Source organism: Hymenobacter setariae, from assembly GCF_007713685.1.
Classification (GTDB): domain Bacteria; phylum Bacteroidota; class Bacteroidia; order Cytophagales; family Hymenobacteraceae; genus Hymenobacter; species Hymenobacter setariae.
In genome coordinates, this window is record NZ_VMRJ01000003.1 from 499,269 (window position 1) to 511,455 (window position 12,187).

General features: G+C 59.6%; 10 protein-coding genes. 4 read left to right on the forward strand and 6 right to left on the reverse strand.

What is annotated here, in order from left to right; genetic code table 11:
• Positions 1-168: 168 nt before the first annotated feature.
• The 4 genes from FNT36_RS13080 to thrA form a co-directional block, all read right to left on the reverse strand.
• Positions 169-864 (reverse strand): c-type heme family protein, encoded by a 696-nt coding sequence (locus FNT36_RS13080; protein ID WP_144848294.1) that lies wholly within the window; start codon positions 862-864, stop codon positions 169-171.
• Positions 865-950: 86 nt separating this feature from the next.
• On the reverse strand, positions 951-2,243 hold the full coding sequence (gene thrC, locus FNT36_RS13085) for a threonine synthase (protein WP_144848296.1): 1,293 nt from the start codon (positions 2,241-2,243) through the stop codon (positions 951-953).
• A gap of 122 nt (positions 2,244-2,365) precedes the next feature.
• Positions 2,366-3,304: a homoserine kinase gene (locus tag FNT36_RS13090; protein ID WP_144848298.1), complete on the reverse strand. Its 939-nt coding sequence runs from the start codon at positions 3,302-3,304 to the stop codon at positions 2,366-2,368.
• A gap of 120 nt (positions 3,305-3,424) precedes the next feature.
• Positions 3,425-5,875: a bifunctional aspartate kinase/homoserine dehydrogenase I gene (thrA, locus tag FNT36_RS13095; protein ID WP_144848300.1), complete on the reverse strand. Its 2,451-nt coding sequence runs from the start codon at positions 5,873-5,875 to the stop codon at positions 3,425-3,427.
• A gap of 156 nt (positions 5,876-6,031) precedes the next feature.
• Between thrA and prfA the strand changes: the two genes are divergently transcribed.
• From prfA to FNT36_RS13110, 3 genes are all read left to right on the forward strand, one after another.
• Positions 6,032-7,102, forward strand: a complete 1,071-nt coding sequence (prfA, locus tag FNT36_RS13100) for a peptide chain release factor 1 (RefSeq protein WP_144848302.1) — start codon at positions 6,032-6,034, stop codon at positions 7,100-7,102.
• 225 nt (positions 7,103-7,327) lie between these two features.
• Complete coding sequence (locus FNT36_RS13105) at positions 7,328-8,887, forward strand: hypothetical protein (RefSeq protein WP_144848304.1); 1,560 nt, start codon at positions 7,328-7,330, stop codon at positions 8,885-8,887.
• Between the two features lie 84 nt (positions 8,888-8,971).
• Positions 8,972-9,394: a secondary thiamine-phosphate synthase enzyme YjbQ gene (locus tag FNT36_RS13110; protein ID WP_144848306.1), complete on the forward strand. Its 423-nt coding sequence runs from the start codon at positions 8,972-8,974 to the stop codon at positions 9,392-9,394.
• Between the two features lie 13 nt (positions 9,395-9,407).
• On the opposite strand, the gene FNT36_RS13115 is transcribed toward FNT36_RS13110, so the two are convergent.
• Together FNT36_RS13115 and gpmI are read right to left on the reverse strand one after the other, a co-directional pair.
• Positions 9,408-10,004 (reverse strand): hypothetical protein, encoded by a 597-nt coding sequence (locus FNT36_RS13115; RefSeq protein ID WP_144848308.1) that lies wholly within the window; start codon positions 10,002-10,004, stop codon positions 9,408-9,410.
• 80 nt (positions 10,005-10,084) lie between these two features.
• Positions 10,085-11,620, reverse strand: a complete 1,536-nt coding sequence (gene gpmI / locus FNT36_RS13120; protein WP_144848311.1) for a 2,3-bisphosphoglycerate-independent phosphoglycerate mutase — start codon at positions 11,618-11,620, stop codon at positions 10,085-10,087.
• A gap of 150 nt (positions 11,621-11,770) precedes the next feature.
• Here gpmI and FNT36_RS13125 point away from each other — a divergent pair, with 150 nt between their 5' ends.
• Positions 11,771-12,175, forward strand: a complete 405-nt coding sequence (locus FNT36_RS13125) for a DUF4783 domain-containing protein (RefSeq protein WP_144848313.1) — start codon at positions 11,771-11,773, stop codon at positions 12,173-12,175.
• Positions 12,176-12,187 lie beyond the last annotated feature (12 nt).

Consider the following 12,187-nt stretch of genomic DNA (forward strand, 5'->3'; position numbering starts at 1 on the left):
CTGCCGGTGGCCTACCTACGCAAAAAGCGCTACCTAGGACGAAAAAAACAGTTCTACACAAGTGCGGTACACCAATAGCAACGTTGCTTAGTGGGCGTAGTATAGGCCAGGGCTGCACTAGCACAGCTACGTGGGGCACTTGGGGGAGCGAGATAATCCTTGCAGCTTTTAAAAAAGCTTAGGCATCTTGTGTTCCTTCCACTTCTTGCGCGTTTTCAAGGTGTAAAACTCAGCCACCCCATCGCGCTCCAGCGTCACTTGCCAGGCACCTAGGACCTGGCCGGTTTGCCGGCCTACGGCGCGTAGGCCAGGGTGCTGGGCTTGCAGCAGCTTGGCCTCGGCAGCGGTGAGGTCGCGGCCCGGCTGGCCGTGGCAGCGCAGGCACAGGTTATTGCGCAGCACAATTGGCCGCTGGTAGTAAAAGGTATCGGCGGCCGGGCGGCCGATGAGGCGCAGCGTATCGGGCTGCAAGCCCGCCGCCGTCACGGCTGCCGAAGTGGGTCCGGCGGCCCCGGACTGCCACTCTACCCGGCGCGGATTGGTGCGCCACTTGCGCGCCATCGAGTCAACGGCCGGGTAAGTCTGCGGGCGGCAGAAATTGGCGGCTTTGGCCACGCCACCGGCCGCCAGTTCGCGGGCGAGGGTGCGGCGCAGCAGCGTGTCAGCGTATGCCGTGAGCGAGTCGCCGGCCCAGCGCGTGGCGTGCAGCAAGTCGTTAGGTGTGATGCGCTTAACCTCCCAGTTGGCCGTTTCCTCAGCTATTTGCTTGGTGCCAGGCAAATGGTTTATTTGGTCGGGCCGGCAGGAAGCCAGCGCCAGCAGTAGCCCTAGGGCATAGGTCAGATTGATTTTCGACAAAATCATACTGCTGCCAACTGCTGAGGCCCCCCGAAGGTTGCGGCATTAGTAGAATAGTAGCTCGGGCTTGGTAGCCCAAGCCACGTATTGGGTTATTGGAGCAGCCACTCGCGCAGCGACTCGTAGCTCGGCGCTAGCGGTACGCTTTGCTTGGGCTTCTCTAGAAGGTAATGCAGGGCGGAGGGTAGCTCTACCTTGCGGCCGATGAGCGGCTCAACCACTTCCGGAAACTTGACCGGGTGCGCTGTGGCTAGCAAGAAGCCGGCGGCAGCCGGGTACTCGCGCAAGTAGTTTTCAAGCGCAAAAAACGCCACCGCGCCGTGCGGGTCGAGCAGGTAATCATGCTCAGCTTGCACCCGCTGGATAGTAGCGCTGGTGTCAGCATCGCTCACGGTATAGCCGCTCAGTAGCTGGCTGATGGTGGCGTGCTCGTGCTTGAACAGCTCCAGGATGCGCACAAAGTTGCTGGGGTGGCCCACGTCCATGGCATTGGAAATGGTCGCTACGGCCGTTTTAGGAGTGAAGATGGCTGTGCGCAGGTACTCAGCGCCGGCGTCATTGGCATTGCACGCCGCAATGAAGTGGCCCACCGGCAGCCCCGAGGCGTGGGCCAGTAGCCCAGCGCACAGGTTGCCGAAGTTGCCGCTGGGCACTGCTACCACCGGCGGCGCGGCGGGCGCCCATTGCTGCATGGCAAAGAGATAATACAGCTGCTGCGGCAGCCAACGGGCCACGTTGATAGAGTTAGCCGACGTGAGGGTGCGGCGGCTGGTCAGGCCTTCGTCCAGAAAAGCTTGCTTCACTAGGCGCTGGCAGTCGTCGAAGTTGCCTTCGACTTCCAGCGCCGTAATATTCTGCCCTAGGGTCGTGAGCTGCAATTCTTGCAGCGGGCTCACCTTGCCCGAAGGGTACAGAATAACCACCTCTACACCCAGCACGCCCAAAAAGCCGTGCGCTACGGCCCCACCCGTATCGCCGGAGGTAGCTACCAGCACCGTTACCGGGGCTGTTTCGCCCTGCGAAAAGTACCCTAGGCAGCGGCTCATAAACCGGGCGCCTACGTCCTTAAATGCCAGCGTCGGCCCATGAAACAGCTCCAGCGAGCTAATGTGCTCGGTCACCGGCACCAGCGGAAATTCAAAATTGACCGTTTCGGCGCAGATGCGGCGTAAGTCGGCCTCCGGGATGGTATCGCCCACGTAGGGCCGCATCACCTCGCAGGCAATATCGGCCTGCGACAGGCGCGGCAAATCGCGCAGAAACTCCGCCGAGAACTTCGGAATATTTTCGGGAAAATACAGGCCGCCATCCGGTGCCTGCCCGGCAATGGTAGCCGTGCGAAAATCGACGGGCGGTGACTGGCGGTTGAGGCTATAGTAAAGCATGGTACTTTAGAAAGGCGTTAGTCATGTAGAGCGCAGTGAAGCATCTCGCCCGCGCCGTTACTGATGTATTAATTACTGCGCCACGCGAGATGCTTCGCTACGCTCTGCATGACGTTTGTGCTTTAATTAACTGACACCACCCGGGCGCCTTCGCTCGCAATGGGCCCCACGTGCAGGTGGAACTCGATTCCCATTTTCTGGTACACGCGGCCCATGGCCTCGGCGGCGGCGTGTGCTGTAGCTTCGTTTTGGTTTAGCATAAAGATGGAAGGGCCAGAGCCCGAAATGCCACCCCCTAGGGCCCCTGCAGCCAGCGCCCGCTGCTTGGCATCGGCTAGGCCAGGGATGAGAGCCGCCCGCGCTGGCTCCACAATGTAGTCTTCGAGGGCTCGGCTAATAAGCTCGCTATCATGCGTGAGGAAGCCAGCTACTAGGCCACCCACGTTGGCCCACTGGCGCACAGCCAATGAGAGCGGCACCTGGGTCGGTAGTACGGCGCGGGCTTCACGAGTTTTGACCTCAAACTGCGGGTGCACCACCGCCACCCACAGCGGCGGGGCTGGCAGGGCCACTACATCGAGCACCGGCTGCACCGCTCGCACCAGCGTAAAGCCGCCGCACACGGCCGGCGCGATGTTATCGGCGTGGCGCACGCCCGAGGCTACGGCCTCGCCATACATGGCTAGGTCTACCAGCTTCTTGTTGTCGAAGCGGTTACCCAGCAAGGCATTAGCGGCTACTACAGCACCGGCGGCACTGGCGGCACTGCTACCAATGCCGCTACCCGGCCGAATGCCTTTCGTAATCTCTACCTCAAACCCGATGGGCTCGGGCACCTCGCGCAGTAGCGCCAGCAAGGCGGCGCCGGCCACGTTGCGGTAGGGGTCGGTGGGCAGGTCGTAGTTGTCGAGGTGCCGGATAACGAGACCCGGCTGGTCGCGCCGCGTAAGGCGCACCGTGTCATACGGCGCCGTGAGGCAGATGCCTAGCACGTCGAAGCCACAGCCGACGTTGGCAATGGTGGCCGGCGCGTGCACCGTGACGGAAGAGGGGAGAGACATGAGCGTAATAAGCACGTTTGTCATTGCGAGCGCAGCGAAGCAATCGCATCAGGACGAGCCGTTCTAGTACTGGCTAGGTGCGATTGCTTCGCTGCGCTCGCAATGACAGGCGTTTTCGGATTACAGCCTGGCAGCCCGAATGATGTCAGCAAACACACCCGAGGCCGTGACCTCGGCACCTGCACCAGCGCCCTTTACCACCAGCGGCTGTTCGGGGTAGCGGTCGGTGTAGAAAAGTACCACGTTGTCTTTGCCGCGTAGCTCGTAGAGGTCATGGCCAGGAGCTATCTGCTGCAAGCCCACTGAAGCCTGGCCGTCGGCGTACTGGGCCACAAACTTGAGGCGCTTGCCTTGGCTGGCCGCTGCATCGTAGAGCGCCCGAAAATGCGGCTCGTGTACGGCCAGCTCTTTATAGAAGGCCGCCACGTCGCCTTCGAGGCAAGAAGCCGGCAGGAAGCTTTCGTTAGCTACATCGCTCATTTCCAATTGCTGCCCGGCTTCGCGAGCTAGGATGAGAATTTTGCGGGCCACGTCTGAGCCGTTGAGGTCGAGACGCGGGTCGGGCTCAGTGTAGCCTTCAGCTTGGGCCTGCGCCACCACCTCGGCAAAGGGACGGGTACCATCGTAGTTATTAAACACGAAATTGAGCGTGCCCGACAGCACGGCCTGCATGCGGCGCACCACGTCGCCACTGCGGGTGAGGTCGGCCAGCGTGCCGATAACCGGCAGCCCAGCGCCCACGTTGGTTTCGAACAGGTACTTGGTGTTGAAGTCGCGGGCTAGCTGCTTAAGCTGGCGGTACGAGGCGTAGGCTGCCGAGGCCGCTACCTTATTGCAGGCTACCACAGCCACACTCTTAGCCAGCAGCGGGGCATACTGGTCAGCGGCGGCCGGGTTAGCCGTCACGTCCACGAATACGCTGTTGCGCAGATTTTTATCAATGATGAGCTGCGTCAGCTCTGGCAGCGATAAGGCAGGCGCCTTATCCAGTGCTTCGGGCCAAGTGGTGAGGTCGAGGCCGCCCTCGTCGCTCACTAAGCAGTGGCGGCTATTGGCGATGGCTACCACGCGCAGGTCGAGGGCCAGCTTGTCGCGCAGGTATTCCTGCTGTTGCGCCAGCTGGCTCAGCAGCTTGCCGCCTACGTTGCCGGGACCTAGGATAAAAAGGTTGACCTGCTTGTACGTGGCCTCGAAAAACTCCTCATGCAGCACATTAATGGCCTTGCGCACGTCGGCGGCCCGAATTACGGTCGAGATATTGCGCTCGCTCGCGCCCTGCGCAATAGCCCGGATGTTCACGCCATTGTGCCCTAGGGCACTAAACAAGCGTCCGCTGATGCCAGGGTGGTTGCGCATCATGTCGCCCACCAGGGCCACAATGGCCAAGCCGGTTTCGGGGCGCAATGGCTCTAGCCGGTCGGCCGCGATTTCGGCGGCAAATTCCTCATCAACCACGGCTTGAGCGGCGGGCACGTCGCCCTCGTTCACACCCACGCAGATAGAATGTTCCGACGAGCTTTGCGTGATGAGCACCACGTTGATGCGGGCCCGCGCCAGCGCTGCAAACAGCCGCGCCGAAAAGCCCGGTACGCCCACCATGCCGCTGCCTTCTAGGTTAAGCAGCGCCAGATTACCGATGCTCGATAGGCCGCGCACCACGCCGATACTCGGCGGCGGGGCCACCTCCACCAGCGTACCATAATCTTGGGGCGCAAACGTGTTTTTAATCCACATCGGGATGCCGCGCTGGCGCACCGGCTGCACCGTGGGCGCGTATAGCACCTTGGCGCCGAAGTGCGACAGTTCCATTGCCTCCTCATAGCTGATGCGCGCAATGGGCCGCGCCGAGCGCACCAGGCGCGGGTCGGCGGTGAGCATGCCACTCACATCGGTCCAGATTTCGAGCTTTTCGGCACCTAGGGCCGCCGCCAGGATAGCGGCCGTGTAGTCGGAGCCGCCCCGCCCTAGGGTAGTGGTGTGGCCTTCGGCATCGGCGGCAATGAAGCCGGGTGCCACCCACAGGTTTTCGGTAGTTTTGGCTTGGAAGTCAGCTACTAGCTGCTCGGTGGCTACCTCCTCGAGCAGGGCCATGCTAAAGCGCGAGTTGGTGCGGATGAGTTGGCGGCTATCGGCCCAGGCGGCGGCCACGCCGCGGGCTTGCAAGGCAGCTACTACGAGGCGCGACGATAGCAGCTCGCCGTAGCTCATCAGGCGGTCTAGGGTGCGCGGCGAGAGTTCACCTAGGGCAAAAATGCCGTCGGCCAGCAGTACCAGCTCCGTAAACTGGGCCGTGAGCCAGGGTTGAATTTCGGCCTGTGCCTCGAAAGAGGGGAGGAGTTGCTCGGCAGCAGTGAAGTGGCGGGCTTCGAGCTGGCGCAGGGCTTGGCGAAAGCTTTCATCGCCGCTGGCGGCTGCGCGGCCGGCGCTAATGAGCGCGTCGGTTGTGCCACCTAGGGCCGATACGACCAGCACCACTGGTCCGTGGGCCAGCGCGCGGGTCACGATGGCAATTACCTTCTCGATATTCTCGGCCGAGGCAACCGACGTGCCGCCGAACTTCAGAACTTGCATAAAATCGACCGCCCGATTGGCCGTAGCCCGCCAGGCACTAGAGGCTCAGCGCGAGGCTAAACCAGCGTAAACAATTGGCGCGGAACGCCGACCGCAAAGGACGTTGTTACCGAGCCGTATCTTTGCAAACTACTGACTATTTTTTCCGACCACAAAATGCTGGATAAACTCGAAGCCATCCGCGAGCGCTACGACAACGTGAACCACGAGCTCATGCAGCCCGACGTGATGAGCGACATGAAGCGCTTCAAGAGCCTGAATAAAGAATATAAGGAACTAGGCAAAATCGTGACGGAGTACCGCGCTTACCAGCAGGTGCTCAGTAATATAGAGGGCGCACGCCAAGTTATTTCGACCGAAAAAGACGAGGACTTCCGCGAGATGGCCAAGGCCGAGCTCGACGAGCTTCAGCCCGAAGCCGAGCGCCTCGAAGGGGTGATAAAAGATTTATTGATTCCGAAGGACCCGAACGATTCCAAAGACGTTATTATGGAAATTCGGGCCGGCGCGGGCGGCGACGAAGCTTCACTATTCGCTGGCGACTTGCAGCGTATGTACCTGCGTTTCGCTGAAAAGCAAGGCTGGAAAATGGAGCTGGTAGACGCCATGGAAGGCACCGCCGGCGGCTACAAGGAAATCGTGCTGGCCGTGAAGGGTGAGGACGTGTACGGCAAGCTCAAGTTTGAGTCGGGTGTGCATCGCGTGCAGCGCGTGCCAGCCACCGAAACCCAGGGCCGCATTCACACGTCGGTAGCTTCTATCGTGGTAATGCCCGAGGCGGAGGAGTTTGATATCGAGCTGGATATGAATGATATCCGCAAGGATTTGTTCATGTCGTCGGGTCCCGGCGGCCAGTCGGTAAACACGACCTACTCGGCCGTGCGCCTCACGCACATTCCGACCGGCATCGTGGCCCAGTGCCAGGACCAAAAATCGCAGCTCAAGAACTTCGACAAGGCGCTGCAAGTACTGCGCTCGCGCATCTTCGAGATAGAGCTAGCCAAGAAAAACGAAGCCGAAGGTGCCATCCGCAAGGGTATGATTGGCAGCGGCGACCGCTCGGACAAAATCCGCACCTACAACTACCCGCAGGGCCGCGTGACCGACCACCGCATCGGCTACACCGTGTATAACCTGCCTAGCGTAATGGACGGCAACATCGACGACTTTGTGGAGCAGCTGCGCCTCGCCGAAAGCGCCGAGCGCCTGAAAGTGGGCGCCGAATAAATCACAGAGTTAGCGGATTGCGCAGATATGCCAGCTTCGCTGGCTGACTGCTTAGGTCGGCTTTTTTAACGTTTGTCATGCTGAGCTTGCAAAGCATCTTCTCCCGGCTGAGTTTCTGGCTTAGAAGTGAGAAAGTGCTTCGCAAGCTCAGCATGACATTTTTGTGCGAGCACTATCGTTGGCTTTGAGGCGTTTGATTGCTGGCCTTTACTCTAGGCGTTTCTGATGTTTAAAAAGCTACTATTCCCCGTCCTGCTATTACTCAGCGCTGGCCTTAGCCTGACGATGCCCGGCTGCAAGCCCCGTGAGGAGGAGTTGCAGATGAGCGGCGCGCTAGAGTTTTCGGCTGATACGGTAAAGTTTGACACGGTTTTTACCACCCTGCGCACCGTTACGAAGCGGCTGTGGGTATATAACCGCAATCCTAAGGGTGTCAACGTGGACCTTATTAGCCTCGAAAAGCCCGCCGCGTCCGCCTACACGTTGCTTATCAACGGCGACCTGAAGCAAACAGCCAACAATCTTTTTATCAGGGGGCAGGATAGCTTGCTGATTTTGGTTCGCGCCAAATTGCCTGATAACGGCCAGAATGGTTCGCCAAAGGACTACGTGCTAGAGGAAAAGCTGAATTTCCGCACCAATGGCCAAGACCAGCAGGTGCTGCTGCGCTCGTTTGGGCAGAATATTTACCTGCACGATGGCTCGCAGCTTACCGGCAACCTAACGTGGACCAACGACCGCCCGCATGTATTGTACAGAGGTGTGGTAGTACCAGCAGGTAGTACGCTGCGCCTCAAGCCCGGCACCCGCGTGTACGCCCACGCCGGGGCGGCGCTCATTGTGCGGGGTACGCTACTCGTGAATAGCCCTGCTGACTACGCGCCCGGCACGGCAGCGACCGATACGGTAAAAGCCACTAACGCTAATATTGTGCGCTTCGGCGGCGACCGCAGCGGCGAGGCGCTGTACGCCACCGCTCCGGGCCAGTGGACGGGCATTGTACTGGATGCCAGCAGCCACGGCAATATCATTCGCTACGCGCAAATTCAGAATGCTGCAGTGGGCGTGCTAGTTTACAACCCTACTAATGCAAGCCCGCGGCCCGATGTGCTGCTGCAAAACTCGGTTATCCGCTACATCTCGGGCGCCGATGTCAGCTTTGCCGGTAGCAAGAGCAGCCTCGAATATGGGGCCGGCGTGCTGAGCGTAGGCGGTAAGGTAACGATGGAAAATACACTGCTCAGCGATTGCTACGAGTATGCGCTGCTAGGTACCGGGGGCGGCGAGTATTCACTTAACTACTGCACTATTGCGAACTACCCAGCCATCACGAGTGTGCGCAATACGGCCTCCCTCACTTTTTCTAACACGTCCGCCGACGGTAAAACCAAAGTTCTGGGTCTGACGCTAAGCCTAAAAAATTCCATAGTCTGGGGCTCTAATCGCGACGAACTGTCCCTGGAAAATTACGATGAATATAGCGCAGGCGTCAGCATTCAAAATACTATGCTTGCTACCCAGCTCTACGCCGCTACTACCAATGCGCCCGATAAGCCAGGACTGGCGCAGCCCAGCCTGAATAACTTGATTGGCACGTATACCTATAATTACCCTAGGTTCAAGAGTGTTAGTGCCGGCCGCAGCAGCGATTACCGCTTGGATATTACTTCGCCCGGTGTTAATCGTGGCGCTCAGAAGGTACAGCCCCTGCTCCCGCGCGACCTGCTGAACCTTCCGCGCCCAGATGCCCAGCCCGCCCTAGGTGCTTACCAAACCACTAAATAATTGGATAGTTGGCGTACTAGGTAATGAGCGTCCTGCCGGATGCTAACATGCTCATTACCTAGTACGCCAACTACCTATTCAGCTATGCGCTACATTCAAAAACGCCTGCGGCTGCCCGCCGTGGCCGAAGGCTTTCACCTTATCACCGACCTACTACTAGCCGAGCTACCTGAGCTCGAAGGCCTACGCACGGGCACGGCTAACTTCTTTATTCAGCACACCTCGGCTAGCCTGTTCATCACTGAAAACGCCGACCCCACCGTGCGGCGTGACTTTCAGGAATATTTTAAGCGCCTAGCGCCTGACAATGCGCCGTACTTCCAACATACCCTAGAGGGGCCTGACGACATGACGGCCCACCTCAAAGCAGCCATGCTCGGCAATTCGGTGACGGTGCCCATCGCCAACGGGCAACTGCTGTTGGGTACCTGGCAGGGTCTGTGTCTGGGCGAGCACCGCCGCCACGGTGGCCGCCGCTGGGTAGTAGCCACACTCATGGGCGAATAGCGCCCTAGGTCGGCTACTGCACCTGCGCTTGGGTCTGGTAGCGCAAGGTGTCGAAGAATATTAGTTTTTGGGTGCCGCGTACTTCGTAGGAGCGCAGTTGACCCTGCTGTAAGCTCAGGCGCAAGGCTTTCTGACCCGAGAACAACACGTTGTCTTGCCGCAGGGTGGCCTCCAGCTCTTGCGGCTGGCCGCCCGCGCTCAGCACCGAAAGGCGCGTGACCGACGCATTGGGGTGGCCGGGCTGGGCCGTGTAGGTGCGGCGCGTGGCGCCGCTGGCCTCGGTGGTCGAGTCGAGGCGGTAGGCCCCGCGCAACGCGGCCTTGTTAATGTCGGCTTGGTAAAAAATCTGGAGCTCGTCGGACCACTTCACCTGCGGCACCTGCACGGTCTCGGGGGTACCACCGCGCAGGGCTACGTGCTTAGTTACGCTGGGGTGGCGGGCCGTGAGCTGCTGCACCTGAGCATCGAGCAGGCCCCGCACATCGAAGTAGGGGCCAGCCGGCCGGGGCGCCCCAGGCGCGGCCGGGTCGGGGGCAGTGGGGCCGTCGCCACAGCCACCTAGGGCCAGTGCGGCGCCAATAAATAAAAAAAGACCAGTTCTACAACTCATAGCTAAAAGAATGTCCCGCACTGTGCTTCGACATTGCGGGACACTCAGGAAAATCAAAAACGCATTGTTTTGTTCAAGGCCTAGTCGGCAGCGGGGCGCAGGAGGCTTTGGCCGGTCATCTCAGCAGGCTGGGGCACGCCCATCAGCTGCAATACTGTTGGGGCAATGTCGCCGAGCTTACCATTGGCCAAGCCGCCGATGTAGCCATCGGCGGCCAAGATGCAAGGTACCAAGTTAGTCGTGTGCGCCGTGTTAGGCGAGCCATCTTCATTGCGCATGTACTCGGCATTGCCGTGGTCGGCGATGATGATGCAGGCATAGCCAGCGGCCAGGCCAGCCTCTACCACGTCGCGGGCGCAGGCATCGGCCGTTTCTACTGCCTTTATTACGGCCTCGAATACGCCAGTATGGCCTACCATGTCAGGGTTGGCAAAGTTGACGACCACGAAGTCAGCCGTATTGTGCTGCAATTCTGGCACTAGGGCGTCGCGCAGCTCGTAGGCGCTCATCTCAGGCGCCAGGTCGTAGGTCGCCACTTTGGGTGAAGCTCGCAGAATGCGCTTTTCACCCTCAAACTCCAGCTCACGGCCCCCCGAGAAGAAGAACGTCACGTGCGGGTACTTCTCGGTTTCGGCCATGCGAATCTGCGTCTTGCCGTGTGCCGCCAGCACCTGCCCTAGGGTGTTGTCGAGGTTGTCTTTCTCAAAAATCGCTGTCACACCCTGGAACGTCGCATCGTACGTCGTCATGGTGAGGTAGCGCAGGTTGAGGCGGTGCATCTGGTAGGCGTTGAAATCCTGCTGCGTAAGCGCCTCCGTGATTTCGCGGCCCCGGTCGGTGCGGAAGTTGAAGCACAGCACCACATCGCCATCCTTAATGGTAGCTAGCGGTTGGCCATCAGCCCCGATTTTCACGATAGGCTTCAGAAACTCGTCCGTCACACCCTCTTTGTATTGCTCCTGAATGCTCTGAATCAGGTTTTGTGAGGGCGTGCCCACGCCGTTCACCAGCAGGTCGTAGGCCACTTTCACGCGCTCCCAGCGCTGGTCGCGGTCCATAGCGTAGTAGCGGCCCACGATAGAGGCAATCTTGGCGCCCGTGCGCTCGGCGTGTTGCTCTAGCTCGTTTACATAGTGCACACCGCCCTTGGGGTCAGTGTCGCGGCCATCGGTGAAGGCATGCACGAAGGTCTTGTGCACGCCTGCCTCGTGGGCGATGGTGCAGAGTGCCTTCACGTGGTCGATGTGCGAGTGCACCCCGCCATCCGACAGCAGGCCGATGAGGTGGAAAGGCTTATTGTTTTCGCGGGCGTAGTCCAGCGCATTTTTCAGGGCCGGAATCTGGCCTAGCTTACGCTCCTGAATGGTCTTGCCAATGCGCACCAGCTCTTGGTACACCACCCGGCCGGCTCCAATATTCATGTGGCCTACCTCCGAGTTGCCCATTTGGCCATCGGGCAGCCCCACGGCCTCGCCCGAGGCCTGAAGGGTGCTGTGCGGAAAGCGTTGCAATAGCCCGTGGTAGTATGGCGTCTGCGCTTGGTCAACGGCCGAAGCGCTAGTATTTGGGGCGATGCCCCACCCGTCTAAAATAACTAGTAAGACCTGCTTGTTCATGCCGCAAAAGTACGCGGCGCACCCCGAAGGCCCTACGCTGCGTACGAGGCCCCGGCTCTATTCGGAAATGCGACAAAATGCCGTTTGCTGGCATAGTTTTGGCTTTATGCCAAGACACAGGCATTTGACCCCTTGGCAGAGCTTGTTACTATGAGATTAATTTTTACCAAATTATTGATGTGCGGCTGGCTATTACTGGCCGGTACGGCAACTATCCAGGCCCAAGGCGGCGACCAGCTGAACGCTGTGCGGTCGGCTATCGCCAGCGGTTCTTCGCACGACCTAGCGCAATACTTAGCGCCCTCGGTAGAGGTTGGCTTCGATGGCGACAGCCAAAACATGAACGCTACCCAAACCGAATTAGTACTCAAAAACTTTTTTGCGAAGAACGCGGCTGGCAAGTTTGATATTGTGCACCAAGGTGCCGGCCCCGATGGTACACCCTACGCCGTAGGCCGCTACACTGGGCGCAACGGCACCTATCGGGTATTTATCGGCCTCAAAGCCAATAAAAGCACGCCGGCCATCGACAAAATCGACTTCACCAAAGAGTAATACAGCTGGGAA